Origin of the sequence: Mesorhizobium tianshanense (assembly GCF_007830515.1) — a bacterium.
In the GTDB taxonomy this organism is placed as follows: Bacteria; Pseudomonadota; Alphaproteobacteria; order Rhizobiales; family Rhizobiaceae; genus Mesorhizobium; species Mesorhizobium tianshanense.
In genome coordinates this window covers 1-17758 of sequence record NZ_VLKT01000011.1, presented here as the reverse complement: position 1 = coordinate 17758, position 17758 = coordinate 1, and the positions used below count along the sequence as shown (strand labels likewise).

At 61.7% G+C, this 17758-nt stretch carries 24 protein-coding genes; 13 read left to right on the top strand and 11 right to left on the bottom strand.

All coding sequences use genetic code 11. The annotated features are described in order from the left end of the window. Positions 1–77: 77 nt before the first annotated feature. The 6 genes from IQ26_RS10670 to IQ26_RS10645 form a co-directional block, all read right to left on the bottom strand. The gene (locus IQ26_RS10670) at positions 78–854 is read right to left on the bottom strand and encodes a C40 family peptidase (RefSeq protein WP_145716628.1); all 777 of its coding nucleotides are present in this window, start codon (positions 852–854) and stop codon (positions 78–80) included. Positions 855–1100: 246 nt separating this feature from the next. Beyond that, entirely contained in the window at positions 1101–1556 is a 456-nt protein-coding gene (locus IQ26_RS10665; RefSeq protein ID WP_240547054.1) for an RNA polymerase sigma factor, read from the bottom strand. Positions 1557–1879: 323 nt separating this feature from the next. After that, a complete protein-coding gene (gene merBA, locus IQ26_RS10660) occupies positions 1880–4120 on the bottom strand; it encodes a bifunctional organomercurial lyase/mercury(II) reductase MerBA (protein ID WP_145716624.1) in 2241 nt (746 codons plus the stop codon). Beyond that, positions 4117–4365, bottom strand: coding sequence for a mercury resistance system transport protein MerF (gene merF / locus IQ26_RS10655; RefSeq protein ID WP_145716622.1), 249 nt, complete (start codon positions 4363–4365; stop codon positions 4117–4119). Before merF ends, merBA begins: the two co-directional genes overlap by 4 nt. Before the next feature lies 1 nt (position 4366). Then, entirely contained in the window at positions 4367–4660 is a 294-nt protein-coding gene (locus IQ26_RS10650; RefSeq protein WP_145716620.1) for a cation transporter, read from the bottom strand. 21 nt (positions 4661–4681) lie between these two features. After that, complete coding sequence (locus tag IQ26_RS10645; RefSeq protein WP_145716618.1) at positions 4682–5107, bottom strand: mercuric transporter MerT family protein; 426 nt, start codon at positions 5105–5107, stop codon at positions 4682–4684. An 85-nt stretch (positions 5108–5192) separates the two neighbouring features. Here IQ26_RS10645 and IQ26_RS10640 point away from each other — a divergent pair, with 85 nt between their 5' ends. Continuing rightward, the gene (locus tag IQ26_RS10640; RefSeq protein WP_145716616.1) at positions 5193–5636 is read left to right on the top strand and encodes a MerR family transcriptional regulator; all 444 of its coding nucleotides are present in this window, start codon (positions 5193–5195) and stop codon (positions 5634–5636) included. Between the two features lie 95 nt (positions 5637–5731). On the opposite strand, the gene IQ26_RS10635 is transcribed toward IQ26_RS10640, so the two are convergent. Then, positions 5732–6370, bottom strand: a complete 639-nt coding sequence (locus tag IQ26_RS10635) for an NrsF family protein (protein WP_145716614.1) — start codon at positions 6368–6370, stop codon at positions 5732–5734. A gap of 265 nt (positions 6371–6635) precedes the next feature. Between IQ26_RS10635 and IQ26_RS10630 the strand changes: the two genes are divergently transcribed. The 6 genes from IQ26_RS10630 to IQ26_RS10605 all read left to right on the top strand — a co-directional run bounded on the left by IQ26_RS10630 (position 6636) and on the right by IQ26_RS10605 (position 11404). After that, positions 6636–6959 (top strand): BufA1 family periplasmic bufferin-type metallophore, encoded by a 324-nt coding sequence (locus IQ26_RS10630; protein WP_145716612.1) that lies wholly within the window; start codon positions 6636–6638, stop codon positions 6957–6959. Between the two features lie 33 nt (positions 6960–6992). Beyond that, positions 6993–7919, top strand: coding sequence for an MNIO family bufferin maturase (gene bufB / locus IQ26_RS10625; RefSeq protein ID WP_145716610.1), 927 nt, complete (start codon positions 6993–6995; stop codon positions 7917–7919). 46 nt (positions 7920–7965) lie between these two features. After that, positions 7966–8709, top strand: a complete 744-nt coding sequence (locus IQ26_RS10620; RefSeq protein WP_145716859.1) for an HvfC/BufC N-terminal domain-containing protein — start codon at positions 7966–7968, stop codon at positions 8707–8709. 5 nt (positions 8710–8714) lie between these two features. Then, complete coding sequence (locus tag IQ26_RS10615; protein WP_145716608.1) at positions 8715–9236, top strand: DoxX family protein; 522 nt, start codon at positions 8715–8717, stop codon at positions 9234–9236. 262 nt (positions 9237–9498) lie between these two features. Next, positions 9499–10776, top strand: a complete 1278-nt coding sequence (locus IQ26_RS10610) for a glucoamylase family protein (RefSeq protein WP_167522678.1) — start codon at positions 9499–9501, stop codon at positions 10774–10776. A 247-nt stretch (positions 10777–11023) separates the two neighbouring features. Further along, entirely contained in the window at positions 11024–11404 is a 381-nt protein-coding gene (locus tag IQ26_RS10605) for a hypothetical protein (protein WP_145716606.1), read from the top strand. Here IQ26_RS10605 and IQ26_RS10600 read toward each other — a convergent pair. Beyond that, positions 11401–12018: a TetR/AcrR family transcriptional regulator gene (locus IQ26_RS10600; protein WP_145716604.1), complete on the bottom strand. Its 618-nt coding sequence runs from the start codon at positions 12016–12018 to the stop codon at positions 11401–11403. The genes IQ26_RS10605 and IQ26_RS10600 overlap by 4 nt on opposite strands. A gap of 49 nt (positions 12019–12067) precedes the next feature. Between IQ26_RS10600 and IQ26_RS10595 the strand changes: the two genes are divergently transcribed. Then, the gene (locus tag IQ26_RS10595) at positions 12068–12544 is read left to right on the top strand and encodes an SRPBCC family protein (RefSeq protein WP_145716602.1); all 477 of its coding nucleotides are present in this window, start codon (positions 12068–12070) and stop codon (positions 12542–12544) included. Positions 12545–12602: 58 nt separating this feature from the next. Here IQ26_RS10595 and IQ26_RS41425 read toward each other — a convergent pair whose 3' ends face one another. Continuing rightward, positions 12603–12809: a TetR/AcrR family transcriptional regulator C-terminal domain-containing protein gene (locus tag IQ26_RS41425; RefSeq protein WP_162457920.1), complete on the bottom strand. Its 207-nt coding sequence runs from the start codon at positions 12807–12809 to the stop codon at positions 12603–12605. A 256-nt stretch (positions 12810–13065) separates the two neighbouring features. Here IQ26_RS41425 and IQ26_RS10590 point away from each other — a divergent pair, with 256 nt between their 5' ends. The 4 genes from IQ26_RS10590 to IQ26_RS10575 are packed head-to-tail and all read left to right on the top strand — an operon-like array spanning position 13066 to position 14358. Further along, positions 13066–13386: an ArsR/SmtB family transcription factor gene (locus tag IQ26_RS10590; RefSeq protein WP_145716600.1), complete on the top strand. Its 321-nt coding sequence runs from the start codon at positions 13066–13068 to the stop codon at positions 13384–13386. After that, a complete protein-coding gene (locus tag IQ26_RS10585; RefSeq protein ID WP_145716597.1) occupies positions 13383–13814 on the top strand; it encodes an SRPBCC family protein in 432 nt (143 codons plus the stop codon). The genes IQ26_RS10590 and IQ26_RS10585 overlap by 4 nt, the downstream gene beginning before the upstream one ends. Positions 13815–13838: 24 nt before the next feature. Next, positions 13839–14075 carry a hypothetical protein gene (locus tag IQ26_RS10580; RefSeq protein ID WP_145716595.1) on the top strand — a complete coding sequence of 79 codons (237 nt, stop codon included), beginning with the start codon at positions 13839–13841 and terminating at the stop codon, positions 14073–14075. A 34-nt stretch (positions 14076–14109) separates the two neighbouring features. Further along, positions 14110–14358, top strand: coding sequence for a hypothetical protein (locus tag IQ26_RS10575; protein ID WP_145716593.1), 249 nt, complete (start codon positions 14110–14112; stop codon positions 14356–14358). A gap of 31 nt (positions 14359–14389) precedes the next feature. Here the strand turns inward: IQ26_RS10575 and IQ26_RS10570 are convergent, their stop codons facing one another. Both IQ26_RS10570 and IQ26_RS10565 read right to left on the bottom strand, forming a co-directional pair. Further along, entirely contained in the window at positions 14390–14752 is a 363-nt protein-coding gene (locus IQ26_RS10570) for a hypothetical protein (protein ID WP_145716591.1), read from the bottom strand. A gap of 216 nt (positions 14753–14968) precedes the next feature. Then, complete coding sequence (locus IQ26_RS10565; RefSeq protein ID WP_240547053.1) at positions 14969–15541, bottom strand: RNA polymerase sigma factor; 573 nt, start codon at positions 15539–15541, stop codon at positions 14969–14971. Between the two features lie 933 nt (positions 15542–16474). Here IQ26_RS10565 and IQ26_RS10560 point away from each other — a divergent pair. After that, positions 16475–17758: GDSL-type esterase/lipase family protein (locus IQ26_RS10560; protein WP_240547052.1), on the top strand; the 1284-nt coding region annotated here is incomplete at its 3' end.

Genomic DNA, 17758 nt, shown 5'->3' with positions numbered 1-17758 from the left:
CCCGTCCTCCGCACCGACCACATGGTGGTCGGAACCAAGACCGGGATGCTTCGCAAGAGAAAAGCACAGCGAGGGCATCACAAACCTACCATCTGATCGTCCTTTGCCCAGGTCAAGGTCCGGTAGTCGACCGGTTGCATCAATGATGGCTTGATCACGGAAAAGTATGGCGACACGTCGAAGTCCCGCGGCACGAAAAGGCTATGGTGGCGAATGTGATAGATTTCGCGCACACAATCGCGACAGTCCGGTGCGGAGCCTGCCTCAGCGCTGATCACGGGAAGAATTGGAAAGCCAACCGACTGGAAAGCCTGGGCAATCAGCGTCGAGCATATGGCTCGCGTCGGGTCGCCACTGCCCAATGCAAGCATGCGTCTTCTCCAAGGGGTCGGCACCGGCGGCGTCGGCAATAGATAGCGTGCAAGGTCGACTACATTCTTGAGATCGTATCGGTCGCCGACTCTGGCCAGCACGTAGCCGATCACGCGGAGCGCGTCCTCCGGGGCAAGCGCGGCTGGCCGACAGATCCGAAGGTGGTAGCCCTTGAGCTCATCAAGGGGAAATGCTCGTATCCCATGCTCTGTGTCAGCCTCAGCGAGAGCACGAACGCGCCCTTCCGAATCGACGCCACCGCGCTCGCCCACAAAGAGCGCCGCGTGAGACCATGTTGACTGAGTGAGATATTTGATGGCGCCGCTGATGCGACGGTCCCCTTCGACCAAAATGACATCCGCGGGCTGCAGCAGCTCGCGCATCGCTTCGAGATCCGCGGCCGGATGAGGGTAGGGGCCACGCGCCCTTGCACTGAGGTAACGCGACAGTAGAGCGCCGACCTCGCGCGACAGACGGTTCATTTCAATCCCTTCCGCCGACGAACGGTCTTGGTTTCGGGTCCAAGGCGCTGCTTCGGCGCGCGGTTTGCGCGATCCCAGGCCGGGGGAAACGCTGCATATCTCGCTTAGCGCAACCTTCACGACCTGCGACGAGGTTCGCCACGCTTCTGTGGGTCGCCGAGCGCACACAAGCGCTTACGGCTCTCTTCTTCCTGCTGTGGGCACGAAGGGTCATTCGCCGCAGAGATTGCCCGGAGCTCGGCATTCTTAGTCCTCGAGATATTCGCGGATTATCAGCCGCGCCCGGTGAATTCGGCTCTTGACGGCCTCGCGTGACAGGCGGAGTTCGATCGCGATCTCGCCGATCGAGAACTCCCGAATATCCCGCAGCACGACCACCTCGCGGTACCTGTCTGGCAGCGAATGGATTGCCGCGATTAAATCCTCGCGCAATTCCGGCTCCGGCCGATACACGAAGGCCGGATGGTCGTCCGCCAGTAATTCGGTCCGGCCGTTCATCTGTCGCCACAAGCGGTTGCATTCCCGCCGGACGATCGAGAAGACCCAGGCCGAAAACGATGTGACTGTCCGCAGTGCGCCGATGCGTTGATACACCAGCCAAAGTGTTTCCTGGACGGCGTCGTCCGCATCGGTGCCCCCGGTGCATTGCGACCGTGCGTATCGTCGAATGTCCGGTTGGCTGATGGCCAGCAGGCGCTCCAAAGCTCCACGGTCGCCGTGACGGGCGGCCTCGATCAGAACAAAATGGTTCTCCACGGAGCGTTCCCTTTGCTGCTGCGTTAAAGTCGGTCACGGACCAACAAACCACATGTTGCCCTATAGAGGCGTCACCTGAGAAAAAGGGTTCGGTCGCGCGACCCGGGAGAGGTCACTGTTTCGTGATCCGTCCATTGCGGCAGGCGGGCTGGGGAGCATTTCCGCCGCGCAATAGCGCCCTCAATCAGGGGGCCTGCAGCCGGCCGCTCTGCGCCTCAGCTGGCGACTACCGATCTCTCACCAGGTCCTCCGTCGCTCCATTCGGACGCCTAGCCGGCGCAGCACGACAGCTTTGTTACATCTTTGTCAAAGGCCAGCGCTGCGAGCTTCAGCCCCTCGACGGTGGTGAGGTAGGGAAAGATCGTGTCCGCGAGATCGTCGATGGTGAGGCCGTGCCGGATTGCCAGGGCCGCCGTCTGGATACTGTCGGCGCCTTCCGGCGCCAAGATATGCGCGCCCAGTAGGCGACCGTTTCCAGCGTCGGCGACGAGCTTGATGAGCCCGCGGGTGTCGCGGGCAGCAAGCGCACGCGGCACCTGGTCGAGACCGATTGCCGAGACGCGCACGTCCCGACCGGCTGAGCGGGCCGTCGCTTCCGTCAATCCGACACTCGCCATCTGCGGATCAGTAAATACGATTGCCGGCATGGCGCTGTTGTCGTAGCGCAGGCCGTCGCCGTTGAGCGCGTTCCTGGCGGCGAGCTTGGCGCCATAGGCGGCCATATAGACGAACTGGTCGCGGCCGGTGACGTCGCCGGCGGCATAGATGCCGGATCGGGTCGTGCGCATGCGATCATCGATGACGATACCGCCTTTTGGCGAGAGGGCTATGCCATGCTCGGCGAGCCCAAGGCCTTCGATGTTGGGCGCGCGCCCGGTGGTGATCAGCACCTGATCGGCGACGAAAGCCATGTCCTGACCGTCGCGCGCGACAGTCAGCGATATGCCGCCACCGGTCTTGCGGATCGCGCGATAGGCGATACCGGCAACGACGGTGATCCCTTCGTCTTCGAAGTATCTCGTCAGCGCCGCGCCGATCTCACGCTCGGCCTCGGGGAGCAGGCGCGACCGGCACACCAGCGTCACTTTGACGCCGGCGCGTGCGAACATCTGGGCGAGTTCCGCTCCTATATAGCCGCCGCCGATGACGAGCATTGAGCGCGGCAGCGCCACGAGGTCGAGCGCCGTCGTGCTGGTCAAATACGGCACGGTCTCGACGCCGGGGATGGCGGGCACGGACGGTCGCGCGCCGGTCGCGATGATGATCTTGCCGGCGGGAATATGCGTTCCGTCCACCGCGACGCCGCCGGCCACGAGGCGCGCCGGCCCGTCGCGATAGGCGATGCCGTTGTAGGCGGGGAGCAGATCGACATACTTGGCTTGGCGCAGTTCGGAAACGAGCGCGTCCTTCTGATGAACGGTTTCCCGCCAGTCGGTTAGTTCGGCCTCGGCCGTGATGCCGGCGAAGCGCGCTGTCGCCCTAGCATTATGGAGCGTCTCGGCGGCGCGGATCAGCGTCTTCGACGGCACGCAGCCGATGTTGACGCAGGTACCGCCGATTGTGCCGCTACCGATGAGCGCCACCTGGGCACCCTGGTCGGCGGCCGTGATCGCGGCCGAGAAGCCGGCTGACCCGGCGCCGATCACGACGAGATCGTAAGCACCCCCATTGCCACGGTTCTTGCGGACGGGGCGGTCTGCGATCGCCGCGCTATTCGACGGCGCATCGAGTCCAGCAAGACTCGGCCCGAACAGGGCGCGGCCAGCCTCGAACCCTTCCTCGGTCGACAGCCGGAAACCCGACTCGTCGGCGGAACGTCCGTCGCGCCGGGCGGAAAGATGCTCGTCCGAACAGAAAAAGGCGGTCGTTGCGCACAGCGAGCTAGCAGCGCACCCGCCTTCATAGCGGACGCTTTGCCACATGACGGCCGACTTCGGTTCGACGTCGGCCAGCGCCCGCCCTTTGTCCCGCGTGGTGATCCGGATCGGCGCGCCGCAACGGCGGCAGCACGAGACGATCGTTATGTCGCGACCGGTCATGGCGCCGATGCCGAGGGCGTCGACGGCGCACATAGCGTTGAGTTCGCGTCCGTCCAGCGTGACCTGATGACCTGTATCCTGGTCAGCGAAGGGATAGGCGCCGACGATCTGTTCGCCGTCGAGAACGATCAAGTCGCGGCGGCGGAGCTCTTGCAACAGAGGCCGGATGGCGGTCCCGCTCAAACCGGCGCGCTCGGCAAGCGCGCCAATGGACGGGGCGCGTCCGTCTTCGGCGTAGAGCTGAAGCAACGCAACGCGCACGCGATCCGTGGCGGGATCATAGCCGCTCCAGCGATTAAGCACATGGTCGGAGCCGACCATGGCCAGCAGGGCCTCCTTCACCGCGGGCGACGAAACCACCGACCAGGCCGGAAACGTCACACCCGGCCGCACGACGTAGCTGGGCAGTGTCTCGGCGGAAGCCGCCGTCACCTTGTTCCGGGACGACGTGGATGCGCAGCAATCGTTCATGGCTTCAGGCTTTCCTTATGGTCCTTGTTCTCGCCGCAGGCCGCATTGGACCGGCGGCGGTAGAAGCCCCACGCTATGAGTCCCAGGCTGCCGGCGAGCAGTGAAAACGCCACCATATCCGCACTGGCGAGCCACGCGCCCAGACCGGCAAGCGGCAGGAGAACGGCAAGAATGGGTGTCGCGCAGCAGAACGCAGCGATGAGGGCGCCCGCCGCGCCTGTGCGGAGCAGGGCGCGGTCGTTCATCTCAGCTGCCCTGTTGCCGAGGGTGTGCGGGATAGCCGGCATTGGCGCTGGCAGCCGCGATGGCGTCGGAGTTCGTCTTCGTGTCTTCGAAGGTGACGGTCGCGGTCTGGGCCTCGAATGAGACGACCACATCCGAGACCCCGGGGACCGCTGCCATCGAGGTCTTCACGATGTAGGGGCAGGAAGCGCAGTACATGTTGTCGACGGCGAAAGTAACGGTGCGTTCAGCGGCGAAGGCGGCCGAAGGCGCCATGATCGAGCCGATCAGGGTGAGCGTGCTCAAAAGCTTGTTCATCGGGCAGGTCTCCTCTTGGCGTCAGGCGGAAAGCAGCAGCGAGGCGACGTAGTCGAAGGCGAAGGCAGCCGCGACGAGAACCGTTGCGATCCAGAGCGCGATCTGAACAAAGCGATTGGAGATTGGGCGCGCGCAGGCAGCGTCGTCGGCGCAGGCTCGCCGTGGCTTCCAGTAGACGAGATAGAAGCCGTAGCCGAGGACGCCTGCTGTTCCTGTGACGAACAATGGCTTGTAGGGCGCCAGCGCGGTCAGATTGCCGATCCAGGCGCCGCCGATGCCGAGGCTGAACAGGACGAGTGGGACGATGCAGCAGGAAGAGGCCGCGAGCGCGCCGAGGAGGCCGCCAACGGCGATCAGGCGCTGCCGTCCCACCGCGCTTTGCTGCGACGCTGAGACCTCCGCTTCTGCCCGTGCGACCCCTGCCGTTCCAAATCGCTCTGCATCCATGTCCGACCTCATTGTGATTGCCGAAATCCTCATAGCCTCGTACCATGCAGTCTGTAGCAACTACAGGGTCAAGAGGGAGTTTGCGATGCGCGATCACGCTGGCGTGAAGGGCTTGCAGCGGGCTGAGCTCGCGCGGCGGACGGGCAGCAATCTGGAGACCGTGCGCTATTACGAGAAGGTCGGGCTCTTGCCCGAGCCGCCGCGCACGGCGGCTGGCTATCGGAGCTACGACACGACGCACGAGCGGCGCCTTCGCTTCGTACTGCGGGCGCGTGAACTCGGCTTCTCTCTCGATGAAATCCGTGAGCTGCTGCGTCTCGTCGACGAACGCGACCAGCCTTGCGCTGAAGCGAGCGCCGTCGCCGCGGCGCATCTCGACGACGTGCGGGCAAAGATCACCGATCTGAAGCGCATGGAAAGAGTGCTGAAGGACGTTGTGGCCCAATGCGCCGGCGGCACGCGGCCGGAATGCCCGCTGATCGAGACGCTGTTTCGCGATGGAACTGGCTATCATAGGACCAGCCCCTGACCGCAAGGGGTTGCGTTCAGCTCGCGCATACCGATATCTACGACTCGCCGGCGCGCTCGGCAGCCTACAATTCCAGGCGGATGAGGTTGCGGATCCTACCAACGGATCAGTCGATGAGCGACCGTCGCTCCCAGCGCAGCCAGTATCGCGCTGGCGAACGTGTACCACGTGGCCACGAACAGTAATGAATCGCTCGCGCAGTGAGCTGCGAAGAAGGTAGCGGCGATGCCGCCTGCCAAAAGCCCCGCAGCCGCCCCCGCCGTGGCCGGATGTGTTGGTGCTCCCTGCCGGAGTGCTGCAACGACGATGCCAAGGGGGGCAAGGCCGGCCAGAACGATGCCGGCAAGGCAGACGAAGCCGTTTGGATTGGTCGATACGGCGGACAGCATCGCCGACCGCGGAAGGAAGTCGGCGACAACAATCCCCATCGCGAGCAGCGTGGGCGCAACCGTCAGATTTGCAGCGGCGGGCCGCCAATCGTTCCCCGGTCGAGACAGCCTCAAGACCAGGCAGAATGCGCTCACGCCCAGCGAGGCGGTCGAGGCGAGCCTCCACGCGAACTCCGGTGTCTTGGCGACAATAGCCAGATCGAGCCTGATGCTGAACGTCAGGAGGATAATGGCTGCCGCAATTGCGGTCGCAAGGACAGCCGCACGTCGTAAGGCGAGGGTAGGGTCAGGGGGCCACTGCCGCCTGTCTCCCGCAAGGGTCTCGATGAGTCTGATCGTGTCCATCGCCACCACGAGATAACTGGCTCAGCCGCCTTGGACGGCCGAACAATGTCGACCTGCGAGCACTGAGTCATTCGCGGAGCCGACCTACGAAGCTTCCTCGCAATATTTCGCTAGTCGATGACAGAAAGTTACGCTCCGCGTTCAGCGGGGCCGAGATCACAAAACCGTGTGTCGGGTCGGCGTAACCTGTGGCCCGTTTCAGCCGAATTATCTGTCACGCACGCCGCAATCCGCGTGCGAAAACCCCAATTGGAGGATTCATCTCATGTCCATCAGATCGACCATAAGCGCTTCCGTCTTGGCCGGCGCGGTCGCGACCGCGCTGGCGTCTTTCGCGTCCGCCGGGCCAATGACCAAGGACGAAGAAAAGGCGGCCATGGCCGCCGGTAAGGAGAAGTGCTACGGCGTTTCTCTCGCCGGCATGAACGACTGCGCGGCAGGACCCGGTACGACTTGCCAGGGCACCTCGACAGTCGACTTCCAGGGCAATGCCTGGTCGCTCGTTCAGGGCGGAACCTGCGCCAACATCAAGGTGCCTGGTGACCGGACGGGGTCGACGGAGCCGCTGACGCGCGACGTTCCATCGTAAGCGAAATCAAAGCGCCGGAAAGCGGAGGAGGCGATGAACGATCTGGCTAACCACGGGGCGTCACGGACTTCAGCAACCTCGCGCTTTCCGGCCCATCCGATCGTCGGCTTTGCCGGCACCAGCTTCAAGCATGAGCATCTGCCGGCGATCCTGGCCGAGGGGAAACTGGAAGGTTTTTTCGAGGTTCACGCCGAAAACTACATGGGTGCCGGCGGGCCGCCCCACGACGCACTGACCCGGATCCGTCGAGACCACCCGGTGTCGCTCCACGGCGTCTGCATGTCGATCGGCGGGCCGCAGCCGATCGACAAGACCCATCTCAAGCGCTTCAAGGCGCTCGTCGACCGATACGAGCCGGCGCTTGTTTCAGAGCACCTCGCCTGGTCGACCCACGACACGACCTTCTTCAACGATCTGCTGCCGTTGCCCTATACGCCGGCAACACTTGCGCGCGTCGCAGATCACATCGACGAAGTGCAGGCGGCGATCGGTCGTCCGATCCTTCTGGAGAACCCGTCGACCTATGTCGTCTTCCCGGAATCGACGATGTGCGAGACTGGTTTCATTCGCGAAATCGCCCGGAGAACGGGCTGCGGGCTCCTGCTCGACGTGAGCAACGTTTTTGTCTCGGCAACGAACCACGGCTACTCGCCGCTGGCTTATCTCGCAGCCTTTCCGTTGGATCAGGTCGGGGAAATCCACCTGGCAGGGCATGCGCGGCAGACGGACGACGAGGGTGACCTTCTGCTTATCGATAGCCACGACTGTCCGGTCGCAGATGCGGTCTGGAAACTCTACGACCTCGTCATCGGCCGATGCGGACCAAGGCCGACGCTGATCGAGTGGGACAGCGAAATTCCAGACTGGCCGGTGCTTCGGGCCGAGGCTGCCGCCGCGCAAACGATACTCGACCGGCACGCGGACGCGGTCGCACAGGAGCGGATCCGTGCGTCCCATTGAACCTGGCTGGCCGGGCGGTTCCGGTCCGGATTCCTCTTTCCCCGAGATGTTTGCCCGGGCCCTGCTGGATCCCGATCGCGAGACGCCTCCTGTTGTCGCCGGCCCACACGGAAAGGCGGCGGCCAAGCGCTACAACGTGTACCGAAACAACGTCACGGTCAGCCTCATCAATGCGCTTGCGGCCATCTTTCCCGCTACCCAGCGCATCACCGGCATTGAGTTCTTTCGCGCAATGGCGCGCTTTCACGTGCGCGCCACGCCGCCGGGTTCACCGCTTCTGTTCGAATATGGTCGCGACTTTCCCGACTTCATCGAACGCTACGAACACGCACAATCGCTGCCCTGGATGTCCGATGTGGCACGGATCGAACGGGCATGGCTCGACGCGTACCACGCCTCCGATGCCGAGCCGTTGACGCCGCAGGCCTTTGGGTCGATCCCCCCGGAGCACTTGGGCGACACCGTTTTGTTACCCCATCCGGCTACGCGCATCGTCCGCTCACGCTATCCGGCAGTCACGATCTTCTCAGCGAACCGCGGCAGCGATCCCGTCGGACAGATCGAGGCGGCCGACCCGGAGGATGCATTGGTAACGCGACCCAAGCTCGAAGTCGCCGTCAGGCAGCTTCCATCCGGCGGCGCGGTCTTTCTCACGCATCTAATGTCGGGCGAGCCGCTGGGTGCTGCCGCGTCTGCTGCTATGGCAGACAGTTCGACGTTCGACCTTCCCGCGAATATTGCCGGAGTTCTCGCGGCGGGTGCATTCAGCGACTTTAAGTTCGGAGGATGACGGAGATGGCTAGTGAACCGCAGCTTGCCGATGACAAAGGACAGAGCCGGATCATCGATGTTGGCGAGCGGGTAACCGCCGTCGTTAGGGCCATTGCCCAACCGTCGCTCACCCAATTCGCCTTGCGTTTTGGTCTTGCGGTGCCGTTTTGGCGTTCTGGCGTCAACAAATGGGACGGCTTTTTGCAGCTAAACGACGTCGCGGTGTTTCTGTTCAGCTCGGAGTTCCGGTTGCACCTCCCGGGCGGCCCTTATCCCTTCCCGGCGCCAGCTGTGATCGCATTCGCATCCGGCTCGGCCGAGATACTGCTGCCCATCCTGCTTGTGCTCGGCCTTTTCTCGCGCTTTGCCGCCTTGGGACTTCTTGTCATGACCATAGTCATACAGCTCACGGTGCCTGACGGCTGGCCGATCCATGTGACATGGGCGGCCATGGCGCTCGGCATAATGGCTTGGGGTCCGGGCAGGCTTTCGCTTGACCACTGGCTCGAGCATCTCACGAGCCGGCTGGCGGGGAATGCGAGCTAAGTAGTTCAATCGCTCGCCCGACAAGGTTCGAAGTCGGCTCTGACGTAATATCCGGCCGTGGTGTTCGGAGAGCCCGAATCACTTGGCGGCCGACCGCCCTTGGCGTCTGGCGCCTTATAGGTGCGCGCCGTCGATGGGCATGATGTGAGCACTACGCAATGTCGGTAAGGCTTCCGGGCGCGGCCGCGTACTATCGACGCGAGATCTCCAGGAGGAGATTATGAACTCGAAGCCGAGTCTCCGCACCGAAGAACTGCTGTAGCTGCAGCAGGAGACCTTCGACTATTTTCGCGACGAGGTGAATCCGGCCAATGGTCTCATCCGCGACAAAACTGCTTTGCATTGGCCGGCAAGCATCGCTGCGACGGGCCTTGCTCTTGCCTGCTATCCCGTCGCCGTCGAGCGCGGATTCGTGGCTCGGCATGAAGCCGTCGCACGAACTCTGGCTACACTCCGTTTCTTCTGGACGAGTCCCCAGGGACCGGGGTCTGACGCCACCGGATACCGGGGATTTTACTATCATTTCCTTGATATGCAGACCGGCCGTCGCGCCTGGCATTGCGATCTGTCGACGATCGACAGCGCCCTCCTGCTGGCCGGCACGCTGGCGGCGGCTGCGTACTTTGACGCAGAAGTAGCCGACGAGCGGGAAATCCGTACGCTCGCTGACGCACTCTATCGTCGCGCGGACTGGCAGTGGGCGCAGAACCTGGATCAGACCGTAACGCACGGTTGGACCCCTGAAGGCGGCTTCATCAAGTGCCGCTGGGAAGGCTACGACGAGGCTCTGCTTCTCTACATTCTGGGTCTCGGGTCGCCGACCCACCCGCTTCCTGAAAGCAGCTACGCGGCCTGGACATCGACTTATCGCTGGGAGAGCTGTTACGGCTACGATTACCTCTATGCCGGTCCGCTATTTGCTCATCAGCTGTCGCATGTCTGGGTCGACTTTCGCGGAATCCGGGACGCCTTCATGCGGGAGAAGGGTATCGACTACTTCGAGAACAGTCGCCGGGCGACCTACCTCCATCAATGCTATGCGATCATGAACCCGCGCAAGTTCGAGGGTTACGGTGAGCATTGCTGGGGCATTACCGCAAGCGACGGACCCGGTCCGGCCACTCTCAAGCTGAGCGGCAGCCGGCGGAAGTTCTACGACTATGTTGGGCGCGGCGTTCCCCATGGACCCGATGACGGGACACTTGCTCCCTGGGCGGTCGCCGCCTCATTGCCATTCGCTCCGGAGATAGTCCTGGAGGCGCTCGACTTCTGCATCCATCAGGCGAAGTTGAAGCAGTTCAACAGATACGGCTTCAAAGCGGCTTTCAATCCCACTCATCCAGGCGAGCCCGGCAATCCGTATGGGTGGTGGGTGTCGCCTTGTCACTTCGGCATCAATCAGGGACCCATAGTGCTGATGATCGAGAACTACCTGAGCGGCCTGGTTTGGCGCTTGATGCGCGGCTGTCCGTACATCGTGGCCGGATTGCGCCGCGCCGGGTTCGCTGGCAGCTGGCTGAACGATGCAAATTTTGACTGATGACTGCCTTGTCGGTATCCATTAGTTCGCGTCCCAGGCAGCCTCTCCTGATCATGCTGTGCTAGGACAATCTTGGCAGATCTGGTAGCAAGACGATCGGACCGCAGGCAGTACCTTCGGTGCGATCATGCTCGCTTTCGGGCTTGCCCTCTTCGCCTTCAGGCAAGACGCAGGCGCCTGATCGTTGAGTACGCCATCGGCCGGTCGATCGATGCGCGCCTGACAGTGCGTCGAGAGAGGGCAAAATGTGACGAGATCGGCAATTCAGTTCAGCGCGGTTGTGCTCACCTTCGGGTTGCTTCTGGCCGCGGCGCTAGGCTACTTCGCGCCAGCAGCGATGCTGTCCGTCGTCGGAATTGCGGCGTCGCCGGTTGCTGAGTTCCTCGCTCGCACCATCGCAGCTGCGTTTCTCGCGATGCTTCCGATTGTATGGGCTGTGCGCCACCGCGGGAGTGCGCCGGCGCAAACGGTGATCCTCCTCAGCCTCTCCCTCTACATGTTCGCGGGATCCGCCGTCGACCTACACGCCTACTTCAGCGCCATCGTAGGTTTCGCCGCGATCCCAAGCGTTGTCTTCCGCACTATCCTGGGTGCCGTCCTTGCCTGGCTTGCTATGTCGCGCGACTAGTCTGCCCTCGGAGCCCGCGTGTTGGGGCGTCCAAGCCCGCACGCCGAGCGACCCGCTGAAATGAGCGCTGTCACCGTCCGCGAGTTGCCCGACATCGCACCGTAGGTCGAGATAAGAGCGGCGACGGCCACAACCTGCCAGCCGGCTTCCGCGGTATCGATCTTCGTATCGGTCGCGCTCTCCCTCTGTGCTTCCCGCATGGCGCGCGTTATCCCGGTTCGCAAGAGCGCGACATGTTCGTCAAAGTGCCTGGCGATGACCGGGTCGCCGCGTAGGGCTCCACCGGCCGAGCGAAAGAGAAAGCAGCCCGCCCAGCCGGGGGTCTTAACGCCCGTTGTGAGCGCGTCCCAGAATGCCTCGAGTCCCGCCCGTCCACCGACTGCGAGGCCATTCACCAAAGGCCCCAGAACCTCGGCGCGATAGAGCTCCATCGCCTCGTGGACGAGCGCGTCCTTCTCAGGCCATAGCGCATATAGCGCCTTCCGGCTCAATCCTGTGGCCGCGACGATGTCGTTGTACGAAGTCGCCTCAGCGCCTCGATTCCAGAAGGCCTGCAACGCCCGACGGACGATTGTGCCACGGTCCGCGTCTGGTCCTTTCTCACCCACAACCATCGACACTCCTTGACAGAGAACGATCGTTCTCTTACACGGATGGAATCAGATGACAAGAGTGCGCGTCGAATACTCTACCGCAGCAGGCCCGCAGACATGCTGGGCGCTCATGGCCGACTTCGCCAACATCGACTTCTTCAACCCGCACCTCTCGGAGTCATACCTCGTGGATGGTTCGCCGGCCTGTGGCTTGGGCACCGAGCGCCAGTGCGACTTCAAGGGCGGGAAGGGCTACATCCGCGAGAAGGTGATCGATTGGCAGGAGGGGCGCTCATACACCGTCGACATTTACGACGGCACACTTCCCGTCGACCGTACGGTCACCACACTTGGCCTCCTCCCGCAGAGCGGCGGCGGCACGCGACTGTTCATGGAAACGACTTATCGACCGAGATACGGGTTCGTGGGCGTCGTGGCTGATCACCTCATCATCCGGCGCATGTTCCGGAACATGCTGCTCAAGGTCATCGAAGGACTTGCCGAAAAGGCTCTGGCAAAGGAGAAGGCGCCAATGCTTGCCGCCTGACCGAGTAAGGGTCGGGCGAGGCGCCGAGCCTCACCTCTTAACTTCGCGACCGAAGTTTCTACCTCCCGGCGTCTGTCTGGGCATAAAGCCGCAGAAAAGCGACCGTGGCTTTGTGAGCGCGCTGCACCATCTGGCGGGGACTTGGCTGATCGACGACACGAAGCATCAGGCGCACCATCAGACATCCCCACAACAGCCCCGCGAACTGCTCCGCTATTTCGGAAGGTTCGCCGGTGAGGAGCCATGCGGACCTCGCTTGTTTCATGACGCCTCTCAATCCGGCGCGAGCTGCTTCGCCGCCTATTGTTCGTGCGCCAGCAAAAAGCAGCGTTCGATCTGCAGCCGACGTCGGCGCCAACCGATCAGGCTCGGCGCGCTAATAGCTTGCTCAACGACGTCATCCCCTCCCCACCGGCTGCGAAGAAGCAGCCTAAGCTGCCGCCGAAGTCGAGCCACCGAACCACACGGTTGACGACGATTGTTTTCCATGATCTTTAATTAAGCGATCGTGGAAATACGTTATGTCACTCACAGACACTTTTGCTGCCCTTGGGAACGATGTCCGTCTCGCAATCGTCGAGCGCCTTCTGCGCGACGGCGAACTCGCAGCTGGAGATCTCGTCGCTGACGGCGAGATGTCGGCACCTGCGATGTCGCATCACTTCAGAGTGCTGCGCGAGGCCGGCATCGTCATCCAGCGTGTCGACGCCCAGCGCCGGCTCTATTCGGTCCGTCCCGAGGCGATGCGCGCCATTGGGCAATGGTCGCTGACCTACCGTGAATTCTGGGAGCAGAGCCTCGACCGGCTCGGCCACGTCATCGAAAAGGAGAAACGAAAATGAGCGAGCTCAGGATCGAGCGCGAATACCCCATCGCACCGGCGCAGTTGTTCGCCTACGTCACCGAGGCCGAAAACCTCCTGAAGTGGTGGGGTCCGGAAGGCACAACGGCAACGGAAGCCAACCTCGACCTCACTCGCCTTGGGCCGTGGTCGCTCGTCCTTAACAGTGCGCGTGGCCCCTTCGAAATGCGCGGCGTAGTGAAGAACGTAGTGCCGCCGCACGCCGTCGAGTTCACCATGAACGTGCCGGGTGAGGAGGTCGACAGTACCGTCCGCTTCGAAATCGCGTCGGACGGCAAGGGCGGCTCGCGCTTCACGCTCGTGCAGTCAGGCATCACTGACGAAATGGTCGAGATGGGTAAGCACGGTTGGGGCTCGACCCTTGGCCGGCTGGAGAAGCTGATCAAGCTCGCACCCAAGGTTGCCTAAACCGGGCGCGAGTCGGTGCGCTCGTTGCGACCGCTCAGCATCCGCCTGGTTGCGCTCGACGGCTACGCTCGCGGCGTAGTCGAAGACTTCCAGTCCAATGATGAGCGTCGGCCGGTAAGCGCGCTGCGAAACTTCTACGCGGGTGAACTGCTGCTGGGGAAACAGTGCCTTCTTAATGCCGCGCCAAATGTCGACCCGATGGAGATTCTTGCCTCGAAATTCGCACCCGTTCTGAAACAACGAGGGCGATATCGTTTATGAGCCAAAGGGATTTCAGACGATTGACCTGAATGAATTGCGTGAGCAGTTCAAAGGGTTTGGGCTGACCTGGCCGGCCGGAAACATCAAGGATCTTCAGAAGCTTCGCAATGAGTTCGAGCATTACCACTCCGAGGCGCCCAAGGACGCGATCCGGCAAGCGATCGCCTCCTGTTTCCCGTTGGTGGAAGGGTTCTTCGCCATCCTTGAGCGGTCACCAAAAGCGGAACTCGGAGACGCCTGGGACGTGATGCTCGCGGAAAAGAAGTTGTCGCTTGGCAGTTAAACGGGGTCTTCCTCAAATTGTGTGGTGCTGCTCATACTTGCCGCCATATCCGCACGTTTGGACCGTTTGAAGCACGCATCGTGCGTCGCGCGGTCGCTGAACCGCTCAGAATATCCACTTTGGGGCTCTGTTTCGGGGCCATCACACAATTTGAGGAAGACCCGTTAATCGTGAGAATTCGTTGTTTTCGGTTTCGTTTGGTTGTTTGTTGCGTTAATTTGATAGCTTGGATTTGCTTTTTTACTGTATTCGGGTCATTTTTATTTTCTTTGATCCTTTGTGTTTTCATGGTCCGTGTTTGGTATTTTCGCTGGCGTTCGGCTGCCGTTTCTGCTTCTTCCTTTCCTTGCCGCTGATGCGGGTTGATTTTCTTTTTGAGTGTGCGTTCTCCCATTCTGTGCATTGCTTGCCAACTGTAATCGAAAAGGCGTCATTCTCACGATTAACGGGTCTTCCTCAAATTGTGTGATGGCCCCGAAACAGAGCCCCAAAGTGGATATTCTGAGCGGTTCAGCGACCGCGCGACGCACGATGCGTGCTTCAAACGGTCCAAACGTGCGGATATGGCGGCAAGTATGAGCAGCACCACACAATTTGAGGAAGACCCCGATTAACTGCCAAGCGACAGCCGGCGTGCGCGATAAAGACGGGTGCTCACTGTCTGAGGTCGCAATGCCAAAAGAAAAGCCGTTTCCTCAATGCTCATTTCCTCGACGTCCCGCATGACAAAGACGATGCGAAACGGCTCTGGCAAGCCACCGACGGCTCGCTCCAGGAGGCTGCGGATTTCAGCGAGAGCGGCCGCCTCTTCGGGATCAGGCTTGTCGGCGCTGAACGGAGCGACCATGCCTTCGATGGCTTTCACGTCTACGGTGGGCCGCCTTTTCCGGCGGCGTCCCAGCGCCTCGTTCAGCGCGATCCGGGTGAGCCAGGTCGACAGCCGCGCCTCCGCGCGGAATTCGGCCAGATGGGTGAAGGCGTGGATATAGGTCTCCTGAAGTACGTCCTCGGCCTCGGTGTCGTCATTCAGGACGGCGCGGGCGACCCGGTGAAGCCGCTGATTGTGACGCTTGATGATTAACCAGAATGCGGCGGAGTCACGCTGTCGCGCGTGTTCAACCAGCCCCGCGTCGTCAAGGTCCTCAATCCTCATTGCCTCGGTGGAGCCGGTCGGCTTCTTCATAGGCGCTCCAGATGCATCAGCTTACCATGAGATAAGCGTTTTCCGGGTTTTTCGGTCTGCGGCCAGGTGGAGACTTGGGACTCTAGCGGACCAGAGGTCTGCTCACCTAGTAAATCGGACCTTGTTGCGAAGCAGTTCCATCTTCCGGTTTCGGCGCTACTTGCTCATTCTGGCAGATGAGCCTGGATGGCAACTTTCTACCCTGGCCAGACTTTCCCGAGCTTCATCAGGCAATCTGAAGGGAGAACGCACCAACCGATCACGTGCGCCAATTGTTGCCGTTGCTCGTCGCCGAATGAACAACCGCTCCTCCGACGAAGCGGTCCTTCCCCACCAGGCGACGCAGAAGGGTGGTGATGAGCAGACCCTCAGTAAGCATCCGGCGTAGGCCGCCTTGTGGGCCCTGCGAATGATTTGATTACAGGTATGGATAGCAATACGACCAAGAATGATTTTGAGCTCCTCGGATCGTGGACACCGGCCGACGCCACTGGTAGTCGCCCCGGAGGTGTTGCAGGCGTAAAAAAAGTGTTGCCCAGCTACCCAAAGTAGTGGCAAATATCATGTTGCATCGCATCAATAATGCGATGCAACATTGAAATTGCCTCGCTGACCTGCATGGGGCCCGATCGTATCGGCCTCGGCTGCACCGGACTACCGTCTGAAGAGGCCATACACAATGGTTCTCGACATCCAAGTCGAACAGGCCGTCAACGAATGCCGGCAACTCCGTCCATTTGATCATATTCTCGAGCGGGCGGTCCGGCCGCATTCCCTGGAGGCAGCATAGACGGAGAACAAACCTACGCCAGTGATATCCAAGGAACTCGTCATGTAGGCTTCTCACCAACCCCGTCAGCGCTTCGTACCCCTATGCCCTTTGGTGGGTGACTTCCAGTTGAGCGTGCCCCTTTGCCAAGAGGAGAGACTGCTGTGACTGTATTCTATGACAGCAACCGTCCAGATGCGTTCGTCGGCGGAGGCAGCTTGGACAGTGTAAGCTACAAGGCTTCTTCCCGTGGAGTCATTGCCGATTTGGCCTCCGGGCATGCCTACAAGTTGCTTTCGATACTGCCGCTCGGCGACTCCATCACATATGGAGTGATCGCCAGCTCGTCCGATACCGAAAGTGGCGGATATCGGAAGTTCATGCTGGAACGGTTGGACGCACTCAACGTCAAGATCGATTTCGTCGGCTCCCTGTCCAACGGGCCCGCCAGCATGCAAGATCGCGATCACGAAGGACACCGCAGCTGGACGCTGAATCAGCTGAACGGAATAGACGACGACATTGTGGCGGCTACCAAGGCCGACGCCGCGCTGCTGATCGCCGGAACGAACGATAGCGCGACCGATAGCGTGCCAACGATGCTGCAGGATTTGCGCAACCTGTTGCTCAGCTTGAGTTCGAGCGATCCCGCCTTGACCGTCTTCGTCGGTTCCTTGCCTCCCATTCGCGTCGGGCAGCAGTCACAGGCGCGTGCGGACCGGGTCGACGCCTACAACGATGCAATGCCCGGTCTGATCTCTGAACTGGCCGCCCAAGGGCATAAGGTCATCTTTGTCGACATGCGTGATCTGACACCAGATGACATCACAGCACCGCCGCTTGATAGCGGACTGCATCCGACTGCCGAGGGTTATGCAAAAATCGCCTCATATTGGATCGACGCCTTGGAACAACACTTCGGTCTGGACGGGACCGGCATCGGAAGTGACCGCGATACCTTCACCAGCATTGAAAATCTTACAGGCTCTTCCTTTGCCGACCAACTCGGAGGAAACGAGGGAGCCAACGTGCTGGATGGGCTGGCGGGCGATGACGTCCTGGAGGGCCGCGGCGGTTCCGACCAACTCATCGGCGGGGTCGGCGCCGACACGCTTGTCGGCGGCGCGGGTGCTGACGTCTACTATGTCGACAACGCCGGTGACAAAACCATCGAGGAGGCCAATGGCGGCATTGACGAAACGCATGCTTATATAGACTGGACCCTGGCCGACAATGTCGAAAACCTCTTCCTGAGGTCGGCTGCCAATCTGGCGGGAAAAGGCAACGGGCTCGCCAACGCCATGGTGGGCAACGGCGGAGCGAACACGCTCGAAGGCCTCGGCGGCGGCGATCAGCTGGACGGTCGGGGCGGGTCGGACCGGCTCATCGGTGGCCCTGGCGCCGATATCCTCACGGGCGGAACGGGAAACGACAGCTTCGTCTTCGCC

Bases quoted from the DNA above. Each gene is read 5' to 3' on its own strand.
- IQ26_RS10670 (WP_145716628.1), bottom strand. From the start codon at position 854: ATGAACCGTCTGTCGCGCGAGGTCGGCGCTCTACTGTCGCGTTACCTC.
- merBA (WP_145716624.1), bottom strand. From the start codon at position 4,120: ATGAACGATTGCTGCGCATCCACGTCGTCCCGGAACAAGGTGACGGCG.
- merF (WP_145716622.1), bottom strand. From the start codon at position 4,365: ATGAACGACCGCGCCCTGCTCCGCACAGGCGCGGCGGGCGCCCTCATC.
- IQ26_RS10650 (WP_145716620.1), bottom strand. From the start codon at position 4,660: ATGAACAAGCTTTTGAGCACGCTCACCCTGATCGGCTCGATCATGGCG.
- IQ26_RS10645 (WP_145716618.1), bottom strand. From the start codon at position 5,107: ATGGATGCAGAGCGATTTGGAACGGCAGGGGTCGCACGGGCAGAAGCG.
- IQ26_RS10640 (WP_145716616.1), top strand. From the start codon at position 5,193: ATGCGCGATCACGCTGGCGTGAAGGGCTTGCAGCGGGCTGAGCTCGCG.
- IQ26_RS10635 (WP_145716614.1), bottom strand. From the start codon at position 6,370: ATGGACACGATCAGACTCATCGAGACCCTTGCGGGAGACAGGCGGCAG.
- IQ26_RS10630 (WP_145716612.1), top strand. From the start codon at position 6,636: ATGTCCATCAGATCGACCATAAGCGCTTCCGTCTTGGCCGGCGCGGTC.
- bufB (WP_145716610.1), top strand. From the start codon at position 6,993: ATGAACGATCTGGCTAACCACGGGGCGTCACGGACTTCAGCAACCTCG.
- IQ26_RS10620 (WP_145716859.1), top strand. From the start codon at position 7,966: ATGTTTGCCCGGGCCCTGCTGGATCCCGATCGCGAGACGCCTCCTGTT.
- IQ26_RS10615 (WP_145716608.1), top strand. From the start codon at position 8,715: ATGGCTAGTGAACCGCAGCTTGCCGATGACAAAGGACAGAGCCGGATC.
- IQ26_RS10600 (WP_145716604.1), bottom strand. From the start codon at position 12,018: ATGGTTGTGGGTGAGAAAGGACCAGACGCGGACCGTGGCACAATCGTC.
- IQ26_RS10595 (WP_145716602.1), top strand. From the start codon at position 12,068: ATGACAAGAGTGCGCGTCGAATACTCTACCGCAGCAGGCCCGCAGACA.
- IQ26_RS41425 (WP_162457920.1), bottom strand. From the start codon at position 12,809: ATGAAACAAGCGAGGTCCGCATGGCTCCTCACCGGCGAACCTTCCGAA.
- IQ26_RS10590 (WP_145716600.1), top strand. From the start codon at position 13,066: ATGTCACTCACAGACACTTTTGCTGCCCTTGGGAACGATGTCCGTCTC.
- IQ26_RS10585 (WP_145716597.1), top strand. From the start codon at position 13,383: ATGAGCGAGCTCAGGATCGAGCGCGAATACCCCATCGCACCGGCGCAG.
- IQ26_RS10570 (WP_145716591.1), bottom strand. From the start codon at position 14,752: ATGGGAGAACGCACACTCAAAAAGAAAATCAACCCGCATCAGCGGCAA.
- IQ26_RS10565 (WP_240547053.1), bottom strand. From the start codon at position 15,541: ATGAAGAAGCCGACCGGCTCCACCGAGGCAATGAGGATTGAGGACCTT.